This is a genomic window from Oscillochloris sp. ZM17-4, from assembly GCF_019599295.1.
GTDB lineage: Bacteria > Chloroflexota > Chloroflexia > Chloroflexales > Chloroflexaceae > Oscillochloris.
The window spans coordinates 31,576-49,136 of the sequence record NZ_JAIEWN010000016.1 but is presented as its reverse complement, the minus strand read 5'-3'; the positions used below and the strand labels follow the sequence as shown (position 1 = coordinate 49,136).

Here is a 17,561-nt window from a genome sequence, read left to right as displayed (position 1 = left end):
GACCTGCTGGCGATCACCGCCGAGGGCAGCGGGCACGTGGCCCGCGCCGCCGCCGATCTGGGCGCCCGCATGGTCCACATGTCGAGCGATGTGATCTTCGACGGCGAGCGGGCCGAGCCCTACACCGAGGACGACCCGCCCGCGCCGATCAGCGCCTACGGCGAGGCGAAGGCCGCGGCCGAGCGGCTGGTGGCCGCCGCCCACCCCGGAGCGGCGATCGTCCGCACCTCGCTGATCTACGGCTTCGACCCGATCGACCGGCAGACCCGCTTCGCCCTGGAGATCGCCGCCGGCCAGCGCGGCGACCGGCTCTTCAGCGATGAGTACCGCTGCCCGATCGTGGTGGACGACCTGGCGGCCGCCCTGCTGGAGCTGGCTGAGACTGACTACGCCGGGGTGCTGAACATCGCCGGCGCCGAGCGGCTGAGCCGCCACGAGATAGGGGCGCTGCTCGCGCGGGCGCTCGGCCACGACCCGGCCGCGATCCAGGCCGGGCGCAGCGCGGACCTGCCAGTGCGCCGCCCGCGCAACTGCGCCCTCGACATCGGGCGGGCGAGCGCGCTGCTGCGCACCCGGCTGCGCGGCCTGCGCGAGGTGCTGGCGGAGCGATAAGGGAAGTGGATCTTTTTAATTATCCCGTCGTGCTACGTGATGCGTGACGCGTGATCCGTGGCTCGGTCACGCGTCACGCATCACGCATCACGTAGCACGGAATAACCAGGAGATATGCCATGAGCCAGATGCCGGAGGTGATCGGCGGGCTGATCGCCGACCTGTGTACGGGCGATGACTTTCGGCGCACCCAGGCCTCCTTCGCCCTCGGCGTGCTGGGCGAGCCGGCCGTCGGCCCGCTGACCGATCTGCTGGCCTCGCCGGAGCAGGAGCTGCGCAAGCGGGCGGCCTGGGTGCTCGGCGTTGTCGGCGCGCCGGCCCTGCCCGCCCTCCTGAAGATGGCCGAGGGCGACGACACGCACCTTCGGATCGAGGCTATCCGCGTGCTCGGCGTCGTCGGCGAGGCCCGCGCGCTCAACCAGATCCTGGTCGGCCTCACCGACTCAGACGCGCACGTGGCGGCCCGCGCCGCCCGCGCCCTGGGCAAGATCGGCGACCCGCGGGCCTACCACTCCCTCGTCACCGCGATGCGCCACCCCGCGCCCGACGTGCGCTACGAGGCCTGCCGGGCGATCGTCGACCTGCGCGTGCCCGATGGCATCGAGGCGCTGCGCGAGTTCGCCGAGGAGGACGCCGGCGTCACCTCGTGGGGGGCGTCGATCAGCGAGGGGGCCCGCCGGGCGATGGCCGAGCTGGAGAGCGCCCTGGACGCGCCGGCCCATGACGACAACTTCACGCGGGCCAGCCAGATCCTGCGCCGGCAGATGGGCGAGGGGTAGGGGTGTAGCCGCAATGCAGCGCTGAAACGCTGCATTGCGGCTACACCCCTACGTTGCGGCCGGCGCATCTCCGCGCGAGCTGATCTGGCCGCGCACGATGTACTCGACGTACTCGCCGATGTTGGTGGCGCGGTCGGCGATGCGCTCCAGGTTGTGGCCGACCCAGAGCAGCAGGGTGCCCGGCACGACCATCGCCGGGTCGGACTGCATGGCCGCCGTGAGCCCGGCGAGGAGCCGCTCGTAGGCGTCGTCCACAATGTCGTCGTGCTCCTTGAGCCGCAGGTTGATCGCCGGGTCGAGGGCCACCAGGGCGTCGAGGGCCTGGCCGAGCATGGCGCGAGACTCGCCGGCCATCAGATCGATCTCGGCGGGCAGCTCGGCGGCGAGGGTGCCGCCAGAGCGAACCACGAGCTTGGCGATGCCCTCGGCGTAGTCGCCGATGCGCTCCAGCTCGCCGCCGCACTGGAGGTAGGAGCTGACCTCGCGCAGGTCGCCGGCTACCGGGCCCTGGGTGGCGATGATCCGCATGGCGTGGTGGGTCAGCTCCTCGGTGGCCGTATCGATGGCGTCATCGCCGCGGATGATCGCATGGGCCTCGCCGACGGCCCCCTGGCGCAGCGCCCAGAGCGCCCGCCGTACGGACTCATCGACCATACGCCCGAGCGCGAGCAGCTCATGTCGGAGATCGTTCAGCTCGTGCCGGTAGTGCTCGCGCAGGTGGGTCATCGGTGCTTCCAGTAAGGGCGCAGCAGCGCGGCGCTGCTGCGCCCCAACGCTGGCCAGAAGGTATATGATTTCTATACTCAGAACTATATCATAGGAACACTATGCGGATCGGCATCGACGCCCGCTACATCGGCGACCACTTCCCCGGCATCGGGCGCTACATCGTCAGCCTGGCCGGGGCGCTGGCCGAGCTAGATCATGGCCACACCCTGGTGCTGCTGCACAACCCGCCGGGGCCGGGCGCCCGCTACGGCCTGGGAGAGCTGGCGAGCATGCCGGGGGTCGAGCTGGCCCCGGTGCGATCCGCGCCGTTCTCGCCGCTCCAGCAGGTCGAGCTGCCGCTGCGCGCCCGCGCCCTCGGCCTGGACCTGCTGCACTCGCCCTACTTCATCAAGCCCTATGTGGGGCTGCCCTGCCCGTCGGTGGTGACGGTCTACGACCTGCTGGGCTGGCGCTTCCCGCAGACGCTCTCGCCGCGCGGGCGGCTGCTCTACCGGCTCACCATGGGCATGGCCGTGCGCGGCGCCGACGCGCTGATCACGATCTCGGGGCGCGCCCGCGATGAGCTGGCCGCCCGCTACCACCTGCCGCACACGCGGGTCGCGGTGACGCCCCTGGCGGCGGATGGCCGCTTCGCCCCGCGGCCGCCCGAGGCGGTGGCCGCGATCCGCGCCCGCTATGGCCTGCCCGAGCCCTATGTGCTCTACCTGGGCTCGAACAAGCCGCACAAGAACCTGGAGCGGCTGGTGCGGGCGTGGGAGCTGGCGGGCGGGCGGGTCGCCGGGGCGCAGCTTATTCTGGCCGGGCACGAGGACCCGCAGCACCCGGAGCTGCGCCGGCTGGTGGCCGAGCGCGGCCTGGGCGCGCGCGTGCGCTTCCTGCCGAACGTGGCCGACGCCGACCTGCCGGCGATCTACAGCGGGGCCGCCGTGTTCGCCTTCGTCTCCTACTACGAGGGCTTCGGCCTACCGCCGCTTGAGGCGATGGCCTGCGGCGCGCCGGTGCTCTGCGCCCGCGCCAGCAGCCTGCCCGAGGTGGTGGGCGACGCCGCGCTGCTGGTTGACCCCTATGACACGGGTGGGATCGCCGAGGGGCTGACGCGCCTCCTGGGCGACCCGGCCCTGCGCCAGGGCCTGCGCGAGCGCGGGCTGCGGCGGGCGGGCGAGTTCAGCTGGCGGCACACCGCCCTGGGCACGCTGCGCGTCTACGAGGGCTGCGCCACGCCCTAAAAAGGACTATGTTCCTACGATGCGGGCGGGCGCTGGTGCCGCTGGTAGGCTACAATAGGTCAAGCTCCAAGCCGATCATCGGCCAGCGCACTCCAGCTCCATGTGACAGGAACGCTCATTTGCGTACAATAGCGAGAGCTTTATTGGTTCGACTATCGTATGCTGGAGCACCCTATGTCTGCCGCCACCATTGACACTTCCACGCGCGAGGCCTCACTGGCCGATGGCGCGTCACCCTCACTCTCTATTGTCGTGCCGATCTATAACGAGGAGGACAGCATCCCGCACCTCTATGATCGGCTGAGCGCGGCTCTGGAGGGCTACGGCCACGCCTACGAGATCATCGCCGTGGATGACGGCTCGCGGGACGGCAGCTTCGCCCTGCTGAGCGAGCTGGCCGCCGGCGACCCGCGGCTGCGCGTGGTGCGCTTCCGGCGCAACTTCGGGCAGACGGCCGCCTTCGCCGCCGGGTTCGACCGCGCCCGAGGCGAGTATATCGTCACCATCGACGCGGACCTGCAGAACGACCCGAACGACATCCCGATGCTGATGGCCCGGGCCGGCGAGGGGTATGACGTGGTGAGCGGCTGGCGGGCCCGCCGCCAGGATGCCTTCATCAACCGGAAGCTGCCCTCGATGATCGCCAATCGGCTGATTTCCTGGGTGACCGGCGTTCATCTCCACGACTACGGCTGCTCGCTGAAGGTCTACCGCGCCGATGTGGTGAAGAACATCAACCTGTACGGCGAGCTGCACCGCTTCATCCCGGCGGTGGCCTCCTGGCAGGGCGTGGCGGTGACGGAGATGGCGGTACACCACGAGCCGCGGCGCTACGGCACGTCGAAGTACGGGATCAGCCGGACGGTGCGAGTGCTGCTCGACCTGATCACGGTGCGATTCCTGCTCTCATACTCCACCCGGCCGATGCAGATCTTCGGCCTGTGGGGTCTGCTCTCGATGCTGGCCGGCTTTGTGATCAGCCTGTACCTGGTGATGATCAAAATCCTCTACAACGCCGACATCGGCTCGCGCCCGCTGCTGCTGCTGGGCGTGCTGCTGATCATCCTGGGCGTGCAGTTCATCGGGATCGGCCTGATGGGCGAGCTGACCATGCGGACCTACTACGAGACCCAGAAGAAGCCGATCTATGTGGTGCGCGAGGAGATCAATGGAGCGTAGCCTATGCGGATTATGATGCTCAACTACGAGTATCCGCCGATCGGCGGCGGGGCCAGCCCGATCACCCGCGCGCTCTCCGAGGAGCTCGCCCGGGATGGGCACGCCGTCGATGTGGTGACGATGGGCTATGGCAAGCTCCCCTTCCGCGAGGATCTGATCGACGGCCGGCTGCGGGTCTTCCGCGTGCCGGCCCTGCGCGCCTCGCCCGTGCGCGCCATCACGGTCGAGATGGCGAGCTACGTCCTCTCGGCGCTGCCGGTGGCCCTGGGCCTGGCCGCGCGCCACCGCTACGACCTGATCCACGCCCACTTCCTGATGCCCACCGGGGTGCTGGCCGTCGCCCTCAAGCGGCTCACCGGCCTGCCGCTGGTGGTCACGATCCACGGCTCGGACGTCCCCGGCTACAACCCCGACCGCTTCAAGCGCGGGCACCGCCTGCTGGCCCCGCTCTGGCGGCAGATCGTGCGGCAGGCCGACGCGATTATCTCGCCCTCGCGCTACCTGGGCGGCCTGCTCCAGCGCGGCGCCGATGTGCCGGTGGACGTGATCCCCTACGGCTTCCGCCTGCCCGAGGCGGGCGCGGCGCCGAGGCGCAGGCGCATCCTCTTCGCCAGCCGGCTCTTCCCGCGCAAGGGAGCCCAGCACATGCTCCAGGCGCTTGCGGGCGTGGACCTGACGGGCTGGGATGTGGTCATCGCCGGCGACGGCCCGATGCTCGCCCCGCTCCAGGAGCAGGCGCGGCAGCTCGATCTGGACGTGCAGTTCCCCGGCTTCGTGAAGGGGCAGGAGCTCCAGGACCTCTACGCCTCCAGCGCGATCTTCGTCTTCCCCTCGCTCCACGACAACTTCCCGGTGGTGCTGCTGGAGGCCCTGAGCGCCGGCTGCGCGGTGATCACCAATAATGTGACGGGCATGCCCGAGGTGGTGGGCGACGCCGGGGTGCTGGTGAAGCCCCACGACATCCCCGGCCTGCGGGCGGCCATCGTCGGCCTGATGGGCGACGAGACCTGGCGGGCCCGGCTGGGCGAGTCGGCCCGCCGGCGGGTCGAGGGCTTCTCCTGGGGGCGCATCCTGGCCGAGCACCTGGAGCTGTACGGGCGGGTGGCCGGTCGCCACACCGCCTACGAGGTGGATCGCTCCCTGGTGAGCGACCCACGGAACCTGCTATGAGGTTAGAGCGGCCCTCACCCCCAGCCCCTCTCCCGCTGCGGCGGGAGAGGGGGGCGAATCCTCCTGATCTCGGCATCCCGTTCGACGCCAGCGTGACGGTGGCGCTGATTACGTACAACTCGGCGGCCTATATCGACCGCTGCCTGGAGACGGTGCGGGCGGCGCTGCCCGAGGGCGGGGCGATCCTGGTGATCGATAACGCCTCCTCCGATGATACGCTGGCGCGCGTGGGCGGCCACGCGGGCTGTAGGCTCGTCGCCCTGCGCCAGAACATCGGCCACAGCGCCGCGTGCAACCTGGCGCTCCAGCTGGCCGACAGCGCGTGGGTGCTCTTCCTCGACCACGACACCTACGTGCCGGAGGGCTGGCTTACGCCGCTGCTGGACGCCGCCCGCACAACATGGCCGCATACGGCGATGGTCGGCTCGCGGGCGGTGCTGGTGCAGCAGGGGCGCATCCATCACGACGGCGGCTTCGCCCACGTGGTCGGGCACATGACCTTGCACCACGGATTTATGCCAGTCGGGCAGGCGCCGACGGGGGCGGGCGAGGTCTGGGAGGTGGGCGCGCAGGCCAGCACCTCGCTGCTGGTCCACCGCGAGCGGGCGCTGGAGTGCGGCGGACTCGACGCGCGCTACTTCATCTACCTGAACGACTTCGAGCTGTCGCTGCGGATGCGCCTGCGCGGCTGGCGCTGCTACACCGCGCCTGAGTCACTCGTCTACCACCTGCAGGGCAACGCCGAGACGAGCTGGCGCGGGCGGGGCGACTACCCGCGCCGGCGGGCGCAGCTGATCTACCGCAACCGCTGGCTGACGATCCTGAAGCTCTACAGCGCCCGCACGCTGCTGCTGTGCGCGCCGATCATCCTGCTCTACGACGGGCTGCTGCTGGCGGCGGCGCTGCGCAAGGGCTGGCTGGGCGTGTACCTGCGGGCGCTGGGCGAGGTGCTGAGCATGCGCGAGGCGATCCGCACCCAGCGCCGGCACATCCAGGCCACCCGCGTGATCTCTGACCGCGAGCTGCTCAGCGCCCACGGGTTCTCCTTCGTGCCAGGGCTGGTGCAGGGCCGGGCCGAGCGGCTGGCCCAGGGCGCGGTCGAGCAGATCTGCGCGGCGTACTGGCGGCTGGCGTCGCCGCTGCTGGGAAGGCGATAGCGGCCAGAGGCCAGGAGAGCTTTTCCATGTGCCGTGCGCGAACGAGTGCTCTAGGTTCAACCGAGATCTCCCTGCACAGTGCCAGGCGCCGTGGGCTTCGCCCCTGGATCATCGTTGTGGGCGCAACCTGCCTCGGAGTGGCGCTGCGGCTCGCGTTAGCCTTCGCCCACCCGGGGAACTACGACCAGCAGAGCTATGAGATTGTCGCTGCGATCATGCGTCGGGGTGGCAATGTCTATCAGGAGACACATCGCTACAACTACAGCCCCCTCTGGGCCTACTGCCTGCTGCTCTTCTCGCACATCGGCGAAACAGTGTCACTCCCTCTCAATGTCGTCGTCCGAACATGCCTGACCGGCGTGGACGTCCTGATCGCAGCGTGCATTGCACTCATCAGCGGCGCAGTCCCCCTGATGCGGAGAAGCTACGCCTACGCTCTCTACATGCTGAACCCCGTCCCGATCCTGCTCGTCGGGTATCATGGGCAGTTCGAAAACCTCGCCATGCTTCCTTTATTGGTGGCGGTGTACCTTGTGGTACGCAAGCGCGAGCCATCGCCATTGCTGATCGTCGGCCTGGGAGCCCTGGCGGTGATCATCAAGCACAATGTGATCTTCCCAGTATGGCTGCTCCTCTGGTACCAAGCCCCCTCGCCGCGCAAGGCGGCGCTGTGGATGGCGCTTGTGGCAGCCGCATTTGGAGCGAGCTTCCTCCCATTTTTGCACCTGGGCTGGCAAGGGGTGCTGACGAACGTGTTCGGATACAGCAGCGGGGCAAGAAAGTACGGCTTCGATCTCCTTCTGCCAGTGCCCCTGACCCGAGGCGTCTTCTTTCTCCTCCTCATCGCCCACCCGTTTATCGCCCGCACATACCTGCGATTGCCTCTTGATCAGGGTATCCAGTTTAGCATCGTGATCTTCCTCGCGAGCATCTACGGGTTCAGCGATCAGTACTTTATCCTGCCGGTGATGCTCGGGGCAATCTGTTGCCCACGATGGAACAACCTATACACAGTAGCAACAACCATCATGCTGGCAAGCAGCCCGACCAACATTCACATCATTGACCTCCCACGCCTCACGGCCATCAACCTCGTGTGGTTTGTGCTGGTGGCCTGGCTCGCAAGCTATTTCGCCACCGGGCAGTCGAACCTGTTCTCGCCACCTTGGTCTCGCCAGCAGTGAGCGCCTCAGCGCGATCCATCGCTCTGGTGACGCCATGATGGTCGCCGGCGAGGAGCGTCGCCCGACGTGGCGCGGGCGACTCGTGCTGGGGGGGCGACTGGCCCTGGCAGGCGGCCTGCTGGCCGTCGTCGCCTGGCGCCTCACCGACTGGCCCACCCTCCGCGCGGTCTTCACAGGCGCCCGGCCCGGCTACCTGATCGGGTGCATCCTGATCTACTACCTTGGCGTCTGGATCAGCTGCGTGAAGTGGCGGCTGCTCTTACAGGCACAGGGCACGATCTCGCCCCTTGGCCCGCTGCTGCGCTGGTACCTGGCGGGGGCCTTCGCCGGCAGCTTCCTGCCCTCAGACGTCGGCGGGGATCTGGGGCGGGGCTACCTCGCCAGCAGAGTGATCGCAGATAAGGCGGCGCTTTGGTCGAGCATCATCGCCGAGCGCCTCACGGGACTCGCGGGCATGGCGCTGTTGGCGGCGGTGTCGCTCGCCTTCGCTCCTGCGCTCCTCGGCTGGAGCCCGATCGTGCCGCTGGGAATTCTGGCTGTCTGCGCGCTCGTCGGCGTCGCCGTGGCCTATCTGCTCGTCCGCGCCACGGCCCCGTCGTGGACGCCGGACCCGCTCCTGCGCGGACTAGAGCGGGTGCGCGAGGTGCTGCGCGCCTACAGCCGCAGCACGGGCATCCTCGTCCGCTGCGTCGGGCTCTCGCTGATCTATCACCTGATGACCGTGCTCAGCCTGAGCCTGATCCTGCTGGCGCTCGATACGAGGGCGTCCGTCAGCGCCGCCCTCGTCGCCCCCCTGGTCGGGCTGGTCGGGCTGCTGCCACTTAGCCCGGGCGGGCTCGGGGTCAGGGAGGGCGTCCTGGCGGCGCTGCTGGGGCGGGCCGGCGTGGCGGGGGGCGTGGCGCTCGCCGCAGCCCTCACCAGCAGGGCGCTGCTCTGGCTCACCGCCCTGAGCGGCCTGCCGGTGCTGCTTGCCGAGCTGGGGCTGCTCAAGGTTGCCGCGGCGGATCGGGGGCCGCCGACCTCCGCCCCCTTTGAAGGAAGCGAGCTGAACCACGATGATGACAGCGCAACGCGCTAGCGTTCCCCGCGACCCGCTGCTCTGGGCGGCGATGGCCCTGGCCTGCGCGATGGCCGCCGGCTTAGGCATCGCCCGCTACCGGGGCTATAACAGCGGCATCCTCGACCTGGGGGGGATGGCCCAGGCGATCTTCTCGCTGCTGCGCGGGCAGCCCCTCGTCACCACCGGCGCGGGCGGCAACTTCTCGCGGCTGGCCGGGCACGTCGAGCTGATCTACGTCGCCTTCGCGCCGCTGCTGGCGCTCTGGCGCAGCCCCGAGGCGCTGCTGGCCGGCCAGGCGGCCCTGTTCGCCGCGGGGGCTGTGCCCGCCTACCGGCTGTCCCTGCGCCGCCTCGACAGCCGCATGGCCGCCCGCGCGGTGGCCCTGATCTACCTGCTCTACCCGGTGGCCCTCACCGCCGTGCTCTTCGACTTCCACGGCGACACGCTGGCGATGCCGCTGCTGCTCTTCGCCCTGGACGCGGCCGACCGGCGGGCATGGCGGGCCTTCGGCGTCTGGGCGGCGCTGGCCCTGAGCTGCAAGATGTATATGGCCCTGCCGGTGGCCGGCATCGGCGCCTACCTGCTCCTCTGGGGCGGGCGGCGGCGGGCCGGGCTGATCACTGGCGTGGCGGCGGTGATCTATGGCGCTGTCGCCTTCCTCTTCCTGCGTGAGCTGTTCCGGATGGATAGCGCGGGCGGCTCGGCCTCGGTCGCCTACACGAAGTTCTACTTCGGCGCGCTCGGCGAGATCGGCGGCACCGCCGGCGAGCGCCTGCTGAACGCCCTGGTGGTCTTCGGGCCGGCGCTGCTGGTGGCCTGGCGCGGCTGGCGCTGGCTGCTCGTGGGCGCGCCCCTGGCCCTGGCCGCCCTGATCAGCACCGGCCCCGGCGCCGGCTACGACTTCCGCTACCACCACTACGCCGCCGTGGTGCCTTTTATCATTATGTTGGCGATAAACTGCGGCAGCACCTCCGGCGGGTCCTGCAGGTCGCCGTCCATAATGATCACGGCCCGGCCGCGGGTGTGGTCGAGGCCGGCGCTGATCGCGACCTGGTGGCCGAAGTTGCGGGCCAGATCGATCGTGAGCACCCGCGGGTCGTCGGCGCTGAGCTGCTGGAGCATGGGCAGGGTGTGGTCGCGGCTGCCGTCGTTCACGAAGATCAGCTCGTAGCTGATGCCCAGCGGGTCGAGTGATGCCAGCAGCCGGCCGTAGAGCGTCGGCAGGTTCTCCTCCTCGTTGTAGGCGGGGATGACCACCGACAGCTCGACGGGCGCGGCCTGGGGCTGGGCGACGCCGTGGGCGAGGGGCGTCTGCGCGAGCCGGCCGATGGCCGGCTCGGCGTCGAGGAGCGTCGAGAGCGCCCGGCAGAAGCGCAGGGCGGCCTCCGGGTCGTCGGTGGGAATATCGGTGAAGGCGCGCTCGACCTGTCGCTGCTCGGGGGCCGCATGGCGCATCGGGGTGATCTTTCTGACGAAGGGCGGGCAGATCCGACCTGATCATTATAGATTTTTGATCATACGACGCAATAGCCTGATCGTCCCGGCGGGCGGCTGATAGACGGGCAATGTCGGCATGCTCGAGCACGTGAACCATGTTACAATGAAATACTATCCTGTTTTTAGCACACTATGGAGCAACAACCCATGACAAATATTGATCAGTCGGAGCGGTTCGCAGCGCTGAAGAAGCACCAGTACGCCAACCTATTCACATACCGGAAGAGCGGCGAGGCGGTGAAGACCCCGGTCTGGTTCGCCCTGAGCGGGGGCAAGGTCTATGTGATGACCACCGGGGACTCGGGGAAGGTGAAGCGCATCCGCAATAACGGGCGGGTGCTGATCGGGCCGTCGGACCAGCGCGGCACCCCGCGCGGCGAGACGATGGGCGCCATGGCGCGCGTCCTCGGCCCCGAGGAGGAGGAGGTCGCGAAGGAGGCCCTCGATAGGAAGTACGGCCTGATCAAGGCGATCTTTGACTTCTTCATGAACGTCCGCGGCACGCAGCGGGCCTGGATCGAGATCGTGCCGGAGTAGATCGCTGAGGCGCTGAGGCGCTGAGGCGCTGAGATGGTCTGAGCCGCCGCTGAGCGATACCTCAGCGGCGGCTCAGTGTGTCGGGGCGGTTCATATAACGGGCCGCTTGACATGTCGCCAAGATAGTGTATAATCGTCACTAATAGAGGGCACATCGCCCTCCTTCTCCGGCCCTTATATAGTGTCTTTAGTACACTAAATTAAGAAAGGCGAAACGCAATGGAGCTCATCATCATCATCGGCATCGCCATCTTCTTCGGCGCCGCAGCCCTGAGCGCCGCAGCCCAGCGCACGCCCCAGCCTCGATGGCCTTCAGATCCTCAAGGATCGGCGCGGCGCCCTTGGTCAGCTCGGCGTTCACGTCGGCGAACACCGCGTCGGGGGACTCGCCGTTGACGATGATCCGCTCCAGCCCCTTGCCGATGATCTGGTCGCCGTTGCGCACGAAGACGCGGGCGGCATCCTGGGCGCGGGTCAGCGGCAGCTGGTCCACCACCGTCTTGAAGTTGGGGTTCTCGTCGAAGAACGTGACCATCTCCGGGGTCTCCTTGGTGCTGAGGCGCACCGGCATGTAGCCCGTGCTGCGCGCCCAGACCCCGGCGCTCTCGGTGCTGGTGGCGAAGGCGATATACTTCATGGCCGCCAGCTTCTTGTCGTCGGGAGTGCTGGTGGGGATGGCCAGGCCCGAGCCGCCGGTTGGGCAGCCGAAGCTGTCGGCCTTGGGCAGGAAGCCCACGCCCACCGGGAAGGCCGCCGCCTTCTGGATGCCGGCCAGGCCGCCGGTCGAGGCCATGGTCGATGCGGTGATGCCGCCGGTGAAGTCCTTGTTCACGTCCTGCGAGAGGATGGCCCACTTGTCTTTGTTGACCGTGTCCTGGTAGAACTGGGCCGCCCGCAGGGTGTTCGGGTCGGTCATGGTCATGGTGAAGTCGGGGTTGGAGTACTGGCCGTTGAACTGCCAGACGACGCCCTGGAAGAGCCAGGCGATGTAGCTGGCGCCGTTGGGATGGGCGAAGGCGGCCTGGCTGATCGTGTCGCCGTCCTTCTTGACCAGCTTCGTGGCCCAGTCGGCCATCTCGGCCCAGGTGTCGGGCGAGCGGTCGGGCAGCCCGGCCTCCTGCCAGATCTGCTTGTTGTAGTAGAACAGCGGCGTGCTGCGGGCGAAGGGCACCCAGTAGTGCTTGCCCTGGCGCACGCCCTCGTCGAGCAGCACCGGCTCGTAGTCGCTGAAGTCCAGCTTGACCTGGGAGGCCAGGTCGTCCAGTGGGGCGATCGCGCCGGCGGTGTAGAAGCTGAACCACCAGACGTCGGAGAGCAGCACGACGTCGGGGATGGTGTTGGCCTGGAGGGCGGCGGTGAACTTCTGGGCCGTCTCCTCGTAGCTGCCCTGGAACTGGTACTCGACCTGCACCTCGGACTGGGACTCGTTGAAGGCCTTGACCATGGCGGCCTCGGCCTCGCCGAGCCCGCCGCTGAACGAGCCCCAGTAGGTGATCGTGGTGGCGCTGGGGGCGGCGGCAACGGCCGGGGCGCTGGTCGGCGCGGCGGCGGCCGGGGCGTCGGTGGCAGCCGGGGCGGCCGGGGCGGCCGGGGCGGCGCCGCAGGCAGCCAGGATGGCCACGCCGCCGCTGGCGATCATGCCGCGCAGCATCTGGCGGCGGGTGAGCTTCGTCGTGTTCTCCATGGGTGTCTCATCTCCTCTGGTGGGCGCTCCGCGCCCGGCGGGTCATCTGTATCGCACGCGGGGGTCTCTCAGGCCCCCGGAAGTGCCTCTGCAAAACAAGGGGACAGGGGACAGCGACTAGGGGACAGACACCGAACAACAACGCGCCATGAACACCGTAAGCTGATGTTCCGAACCTGTCCCCTGTCCCCTGTCCCCTGTCCCCTACCCCTTCACCGCGCCGCTGGCGATGCCCTCGACGATGTACTTCTGGGCGAAGAGGAAGGCGACCATCACCGGCAGGATGAGGAAGAGCGAGCCGGCCATCACCACGCCCCAGTCGGTCAGGCCCTCGCTGTTGCGCAGCCAGTAGATGCCGATCGGCAGGGTGCGCATGTCGCTGGTGTTGGTGACGATCAGCGGCCAGAGGAAGTCGTTCCACTTGGCCACCAGCGAGAGCAGGGCCATGGTCACGATCGCCGGCTGGGCCATGGGCATCACCACGGCCCAGAGCGTGCGCAGGTGGCCCGCGCCGTCCACCCGCGCCGCCTCGATCACCTCGTAGGGCAGGCCGAGGAAGGCCTGGCGCAGCAGGAAGGTGCCGTAGGCGATCGCCGCTCCGGGGATGATGATCCCCTGGTAGCTGTTGATCCAGCCCAGGCGGGCGATCGTCAGGTAGTTCGGCACGATCGTGATCTCGACCGGCACCATCAGGGCGGCCAGCAGCAGCAGGAAGACCAGGTCCTTGCGCGGGAAGCGCAGGTAGGCCAGGGCGTAGGCCGAGGTGATCGCCATCGTCACCTCGCAGGCCGCGCCGCCCAGGGTGGTGATGAAGCTGTTCAGGTAGTAGCGGGCGAAGGGCGCCGCCGCCCACGCCGCCGGGTAGTTCGCCAGGGTCGGCCGCAGCGGCACCCAGGTCGGCGGGATGCTGTAGATCTCGCGGGCCTCTTTGAACGAGGCCGCCACCGTCCAGTAGACCGGCAGGCCCACCACGAGCACGGCCACGGCCATCGCCAGGTATCCGGCCAGCCGCGCCGGGCTGATGATCTTCTTCTTGAGGCCTGCCCGCTCGACCGGCTGCGCTATCTGTAACTCTTCGCCCAGGGCCATGGAGACTCCCTATCCGCAATACCGCAAACGTCACGCTGCGCGGCGTCGCCGCCGGGGGGCTGAAGCCCCCGGCTAGGTTCTACGAAGGCCGCCTGCGCGGCCTGTCTGAGGCCGCGCAGGCGGCCTTCGCAGAACCGTAGCCCGCCCGTTTACGGGCCGGGCACGTGCAGGGTGACAGCGTTCTTTTTGCGGTACTGCCCCTATCCCTATAAGTAAGGGCGCCGCAGCGCCCTCTACGCATACGCCACCCGCTCCTCGACATAGCGCAGCTGGATCACGGTGAGCGCCAGCATCACCCCGAAGAGCACCATCGCCATCACCCCGGCCTTGCCAGCGTCGTAGGAGACGAAGCCGAGGTCGTAGAGGTGGTAGATCAGGGTCGTCGTGGCGATGGCCGGGCCGCCGTCGGTGAGCACCTTGACGATGTCGAAGGACTGGAAGCAGGCCAGCAGGCTGGTGACCGAGAGGAAGAAGGCCACCGGCGAGAGTCCGGGCAGGGTGACGTGCCAGAAGCGGTCCACGGCCCCGGCCCCGTCGACGCGGGCAGCGTCGTACAGCTCGCGCGGGATGCCCTGTAGCCCGGCCAGGTAGATCACCACGGCGTAGCCGACATTCTTCCAGACATAGACCAGGATCACCGCCGGCATGGCCCAGCGCGGGTCGCCCAGCCAGTCGGGCGAGGATGCGCCTACGAAGCCGAGGATCTGGTCGAGCAGGCCGTAGCGCGGGTCGAAGATATAGCTCCAGACGACGGCGACCACCGCGCCGGACATGATCACCGGCGAGAAGAGCACGGCCCGCGCGGCGTTGCGGTAGCGCAGCGGCTGGTTGATCAGCAGGGCCAGGGCCAGGCCGATCAGCAGGGTCAGCCCGACCGAGCAGACGGTGAAGGTGAGGGTGTTGAGGGCGATGATCCAGAACTGCGTATCGGTGAAGACCTCGATGTAGTTGTCGAGCCAGACGAAGGGCTTGCGCGGGCGCAGGAAGTTCCAGCGCACGAAGCTGAGGTAGAGGTTGTAGAGCAGCGGCCAGTAGGTGAAGATGGCGAAGAGGGCCAGGTTTGGGCCGATCAGGGCGGCGAAGAGCAGCCACTCGCGCCGCTCGCGCCGGGATCCGCCCGCAGTGCGCGGGCTCACGCTGGTCATAGGCATCTCGCACAGACGCGCGCCGCAGCGGGGCGTACGGCCCGGCACCACAGTGCGCGCGTCTCTAGGGTGGTGTCGCATCGGGGCGACATCTATCGGGCCGCCTGCGGCTCAAGGTGTTGCCCGAGTACTCTACGCGAGGTGGGTTAAGACCGTCTCAATGGAATGTTAAGCGGAGGTTAGGGAGTGGTTAATTGAGGGGCGCGATGCCGCCCTGCCTCATCAGCTGTTAAGATGTCGGGTGGGGAACTTGAAACGCTGCGGGCGTTTTATTGGACAGAGATATGCTGGGACGGACGCAGCGCGCTGCGCCCCTACGGCCGATCGCGGAAATGCCACCGCTGAGGAGTTCCCTATGCTACGCCTGTTCTCCCGCAGGCCCGACCTGCGGGCCGAGTTCGCCGCCCTGGCCGATCGCGGCGTGTCGCCGGAGCTGGCCGCGCGCCTGGCCGAGCACTTCGCCGCCGCCGACGCGCGCGGCCTGACCTACCTCAACCCGCGCCTGATCGCCGGGGCGCTGGGGCTGGGCGAGCGCGAGGCCCTGCGCCTGCTTGTGTCGGCCCTCTACGCCGGGCTGGTCACGCTGCACTGGGACGTGCGCTGCCCGATGTGCGGCTCGACCGACCACCGGGCCGGCTCGCTGGCGGCCCTGCGCCACGAGCACCAGTGCCCGGCCTGCACGGCGGTGCGGCCGAGCCGCCTGGACGATGAGGTGCGCGTGAGCTTCAGCCTGGTGGAGCGGCTGCACCCGCTCGCGGCCGCCGACGACCCGGCCCACCGCGACGCGGTCGATGCCCGGCTGGGGGCGATGCCCGGCCACGCCCTGCTGCTGCTGCCCGAGTTCCAGCAGCTCTTCCCGCAGCAGCGGCTGCTGCCCGACGAGAGCCTGGACGTGACGAGGGCGGCCCTGCTCTTCACCGACCTGGCCGGCTCGACGGCGATCTACGCGCGGCGCGGCGACCCGCGGGCCTACCACCTGGTGCGACTGCACTTCGACGAGCTGTTCCGCGTGGCGGACGCCTGTGGCGGCCTGATGGTCAAGACGATCGGCGACGCGGTGATGGCGGCATTCCAGATGCCGGCCGAGGCGCTGCGGGCGGCCATGGCCATGCAGGAGGCGATCATCGCCCTGAACGGGCGGGCCAGCCTGGAGGGCGACGAGCGCCTGATCCTGAAGGTGGGCCTGCACAGCGGGCCGTGCCTGAGCGTCACCCTGAACGACCGGCCGGACTACTTCGGCGGCACGGTGAACATCGCGGCGCGGGTGCAGGGGCTCTCAACGGGCGGCGACATTGTGCTGACGGAGGCGGTGCGTGAGGATGCCGAGGCGCGCGCGCTGCTGGGCGGGCGTGAGCTACAGAGCGGCGAGGTGCGTCTGAAGGGGATCGACGAGCCGGTGCTGGTACACCGGCTCGCCGTATAGGGCTACCGTCCTGAAACCTTTATGATGTTGTGCCCAGCAGGCACATGCCGCACTGATGGTGCTGCGGCGCGGCTACGCCGCGCCGCAGCACCATCAGTTTTTTTGTGGGAGAGCGAAGCTCTCCCACACCCTCACCGTGCGCAATAGAGACATCAATGCTCAATATACTCGCCGATGGCGCGGTACTTCTGGTAGCGCTGCTTGAGCAGGGTGGGGATATCGAGCCGGGAGATCGCGTCGAGGTGGGCGCGGATGCGCGCGCCGAGGGCGGTGATCGCCGCCTGCGGGCTCTGGTTTGCGCCGCCGTCGGGCTCGGGGACGACCTCATCGATGATCCGCAGCTCGTAGAGATCCTGGGCGGTCAGCTTGAGCGCGCGGGCGGCGTCGGGGGCCTTGGCCGAGTCGCGCCAGAGGATGGAGGCGGCCGCCTCGGGCGGGGCCACCGAGAAGATCGCGTTCTCCTGCATGAGCAGGCGGTCGGCCACGCTGAGCGCGAGGGCGCCGCCACTGCCGCCCTCGCCGATCACGGCGGCGACGATCGGCACGCGCAGGTTTGTCATCACCAGGATGCTCTCGGCGATGGCGTTGCCCTGGCCGCGCTCCTCGGACTCCTTCTTCGGGTCGGCGGCGGGCGTATCGACGAAGCAGATCAGCGGGAAGCCAAACTTCTCGGCCTGGCGCATGAGGCGCTGGGCCTTGCGGTAGCCCTCGGGGTGCGACATGCCGAAGTTGCGGCGCATATTCTCGCGGGTGTCGCTGCCCTTCTGGTGGCCGATCAGCATCACCGTGCGCTCGGCGAAGGTGGCCAGCCCGCCCACGATCGCCGCATCGTCGCCGAAGCGCCGGTCGCCGTGGAGCTCGGTAAAGTCCTCGCAGAGCGCGCCGATATAGTCGAGCGTGTGGGGGCGCTGCGGGTGGCGGGCCAGCTGCACGCGATCCCAGGGCGTGAGCTCCTGGGGCTCAGATATGGGTGTCGTCTCGTCCATTAGTTCCAGTTGGGGCGCAGCAGCGCCGCGCTGCTGCGCCCTTACGGCAGCAGCGCCGCGCTGCTGCGCCCTTACGGCAGCAGCGCCGCGCTGCTGCGCCCTTA

General features: G+C 68.8%; 16 protein-coding genes and 1 pseudogene. 11 read left to right on the top strand and 6 right to left on the bottom strand.

Features of this window, described 5'->3' with window-relative positions:
* Positions 1-612 (top strand): sugar nucleotide-binding protein (locus tag K2Z83_RS13655; protein ID WP_255603903.1); only part of this gene is annotated, 612 nt, incomplete at its 5' end.
* Between the two features lie 119 nt (positions 613-731).
* Positions 732-1,391, top strand: coding sequence for a HEAT repeat domain-containing protein (locus tag K2Z83_RS13650; protein ID WP_220595744.1), 660 nt, complete (start codon positions 732-734; stop codon positions 1,389-1,391).
* 48 nt (positions 1,392-1,439) lie between these two features.
* Here K2Z83_RS13650 and phoU read toward each other — a convergent pair whose 3' ends face one another.
* Positions 1,440-2,117, bottom strand: coding sequence for a phosphate signaling complex protein PhoU (gene phoU, locus K2Z83_RS13645; protein ID WP_220595743.1), 678 nt, complete (start codon positions 2,115-2,117; stop codon positions 1,440-1,442).
* Positions 2,118-2,218: 101 nt separating this feature from the next.
* Here phoU and K2Z83_RS13640 point away from each other — a divergent pair, with 101 nt between their 5' ends.
* The 7 genes and pseudogenes from K2Z83_RS13640 to K2Z83_RS29030 form a co-directional block, all read left to right on the top strand.
* Entirely contained in the window at positions 2,219-3,346 is a 1,128-nt protein-coding gene (locus K2Z83_RS13640) for a glycosyltransferase family 1 protein (RefSeq protein WP_220595742.1), read from the top strand.
* A gap of 174 nt (positions 3,347-3,520) precedes the next feature.
* Entirely contained in the window at positions 3,521-4,525 is a 1,005-nt protein-coding gene (locus K2Z83_RS13635; RefSeq protein ID WP_220595741.1) for a glycosyltransferase family 2 protein, read from the top strand.
* Between the two features lie 3 nt (positions 4,526-4,528).
* On the top strand, positions 4,529-5,695 hold the full coding sequence (locus tag K2Z83_RS13630; RefSeq protein WP_220595740.1) for a glycosyltransferase family 4 protein: 1,167 nt from the start codon (positions 4,529-4,531) through the stop codon (positions 5,693-5,695).
* The gene (locus K2Z83_RS13625) at positions 5,692-6,852 is read left to right on the top strand and encodes a glycosyltransferase family 2 protein (protein WP_220595739.1); all 1,161 of its coding nucleotides are present in this window, start codon (positions 5,692-5,694) and stop codon (positions 6,850-6,852) included. Before K2Z83_RS13630 ends, K2Z83_RS13625 begins: the two co-directional genes overlap by 4 nt.
* A gap of 116 nt (positions 6,853-6,968) precedes the next feature.
* On the top strand, positions 6,969-8,036 hold the full coding sequence (locus tag K2Z83_RS13620) for a hypothetical protein (RefSeq protein ID WP_220595738.1): 1,068 nt from the start codon (positions 6,969-6,971) through the stop codon (positions 8,034-8,036).
* 34 nt (positions 8,037-8,070) lie between these two features.
* On the top strand, positions 8,071-9,114 hold the full coding sequence (locus tag K2Z83_RS13615; protein WP_220595737.1) for a lysylphosphatidylglycerol synthase transmembrane domain-containing protein: 1,044 nt from the start codon (positions 8,071-8,073) through the stop codon (positions 9,112-9,114).
* Positions 9,092-10,066 (top strand): annotated as a pseudogene (locus K2Z83_RS29030) (DUF2079 domain-containing protein); the annotation flags it as partial. The gene K2Z83_RS13615 and the pseudogene K2Z83_RS29030, both read left to right, overlap by 23 nt.
* On the opposite strand, the gene K2Z83_RS13610 reads toward K2Z83_RS29030, so the two are convergent.
* On the bottom strand, positions 10,012-10,551 hold the full coding sequence (locus K2Z83_RS13610) for a glycosyltransferase family 2 protein (RefSeq protein ID WP_220595736.1): 540 nt from the start codon (positions 10,549-10,551) through the stop codon (positions 10,012-10,014). The pseudogene K2Z83_RS29030 and the gene K2Z83_RS13610 sit on opposite strands and share 55 nt — an antisense overlap.
* Positions 10,552-10,740: 189 nt before the next feature.
* On the opposite strand from K2Z83_RS13610, the gene K2Z83_RS13605 reads away from it, so the two are divergent.
* On the top strand, positions 10,741-11,130 hold the full coding sequence (locus K2Z83_RS13605) for a PPOX class F420-dependent oxidoreductase (protein WP_255603902.1): 390 nt from the start codon (positions 10,741-10,743) through the stop codon (positions 11,128-11,130).
* Positions 11,131-11,365: 235 nt separating this feature from the next.
* Here the strand turns inward: K2Z83_RS13605 and K2Z83_RS13600 are convergent, their stop codons facing one another.
* From K2Z83_RS13600 to K2Z83_RS13590, 3 genes are all read right to left on the bottom strand, one after another.
* Entirely contained in the window at positions 11,366-12,814 is a 1,449-nt protein-coding gene (locus tag K2Z83_RS13600) for an ABC transporter substrate-binding protein (protein WP_220595734.1), read from the bottom strand.
* A 204-nt stretch (positions 12,815-13,018) separates the two neighbouring features.
* Positions 13,019-13,903 carry a carbohydrate ABC transporter permease gene (locus tag K2Z83_RS13595; RefSeq protein ID WP_220595733.1) on the bottom strand — a complete coding sequence of 295 codons (885 nt, stop codon included), beginning with the start codon at positions 13,901-13,903 and terminating at the stop codon, positions 13,019-13,021.
* Positions 13,904-14,136: 233 nt separating this feature from the next.
* Positions 14,137-15,048: a carbohydrate ABC transporter permease gene (locus tag K2Z83_RS13590; RefSeq protein ID WP_255603901.1), complete on the bottom strand. Its 912-nt coding sequence runs from the start codon at positions 15,046-15,048 to the stop codon at positions 14,137-14,139.
* 355 nt (positions 15,049-15,403) lie between these two features.
* On the opposite strand from K2Z83_RS13590, the gene K2Z83_RS13585 reads away from it, so the two are divergent.
* Positions 15,404-16,471 (top strand): adenylate/guanylate cyclase domain-containing protein, encoded by a 1,068-nt coding sequence (locus K2Z83_RS13585; RefSeq protein WP_220595731.1) that lies wholly within the window; start codon positions 15,404-15,406, stop codon positions 16,469-16,471.
* A 152-nt stretch (positions 16,472-16,623) separates the two neighbouring features.
* Here the strand turns inward: K2Z83_RS13585 and K2Z83_RS13580 are convergent, their stop codons facing one another.
* Complete coding sequence (locus K2Z83_RS13580) at positions 16,624-17,457, bottom strand: acetyl-CoA carboxylase carboxyltransferase subunit alpha (RefSeq protein ID WP_220595730.1); 834 nt, start codon at positions 17,455-17,457, stop codon at positions 16,624-16,626.
* Positions 17,458-17,561: the final 104 nt, after the last annotated feature.

What these genes read in the sequence shown, in the direction of transcription:
- K2Z83_RS13585 (WP_220595731.1), top strand. Translation starts at nt 15,404, where the DNA reads ATGCTACGCCTGTTCTCCCGCAGGCCCGACCTGCGGGCCGAGTTCGCC.
- K2Z83_RS13590 (WP_255603901.1), bottom strand. Translation starts at nt 15,048, where the DNA reads ATGACCAGCGTGAGCCCGCGCACTGCGGGCGGATCCCGGCGCGAGCGG.
- phoU (WP_220595743.1), bottom strand. Translation starts at nt 2,117, where the DNA reads ATGACCCACCTGCGCGAGCACTACCGGCACGAGCTGAACGATCTCCGA.
- K2Z83_RS13630 (WP_220595740.1), top strand. Translation starts at nt 4,529, where the DNA reads ATGCGGATTATGATGCTCAACTACGAGTATCCGCCGATCGGCGGCGGG.
- K2Z83_RS13600 (WP_220595734.1), bottom strand. Translation starts at nt 12,814, where the DNA reads ATGGAGAACACGACGAAGCTCACCCGCCGCCAGATGCTGCGCGGCATG.
- K2Z83_RS13580 (WP_220595730.1), bottom strand. Translation starts at nt 17,457, where the DNA reads ATGGACGAGACGACACCCATATCTGAGCCCCAGGAGCTCACGCCCTGG.
- K2Z83_RS13615 (WP_220595737.1), top strand. Translation starts at nt 8,071, where the DNA reads ATGATGGTCGCCGGCGAGGAGCGTCGCCCGACGTGGCGCGGGCGACTC.
- K2Z83_RS13650 (WP_220595744.1), top strand. Translation starts at nt 732, where the DNA reads ATGAGCCAGATGCCGGAGGTGATCGGCGGGCTGATCGCCGACCTGTGT.
- K2Z83_RS13625 (WP_220595739.1), top strand. Translation starts at nt 5,692, where the DNA reads ATGAGGTTAGAGCGGCCCTCACCCCCAGCCCCTCTCCCGCTGCGGCGG.
- K2Z83_RS13640 (WP_220595742.1), top strand. Translation starts at nt 2,219, where the DNA reads ATGCGGATCGGCATCGACGCCCGCTACATCGGCGACCACTTCCCCGGC.
- K2Z83_RS13635 (WP_220595741.1), top strand. Translation starts at nt 3,521, where the DNA reads ATGTCTGCCGCCACCATTGACACTTCCACGCGCGAGGCCTCACTGGCC.
- K2Z83_RS13595 (WP_220595733.1), bottom strand. Translation starts at nt 13,903, where the DNA reads ATGGCCCTGGGCGAAGAGTTACAGATAGCGCAGCCGGTCGAGCGGGCA.
- K2Z83_RS13610 (WP_220595736.1), bottom strand. Translation starts at nt 10,551, where the DNA reads ATGCGCCATGCGGCCCCCGAGCAGCGACAGGTCGAGCGCGCCTTCACC.
- K2Z83_RS13605 (WP_255603902.1), top strand. Translation starts at nt 10,741, where the DNA reads ATGACAAATATTGATCAGTCGGAGCGGTTCGCAGCGCTGAAGAAGCAC.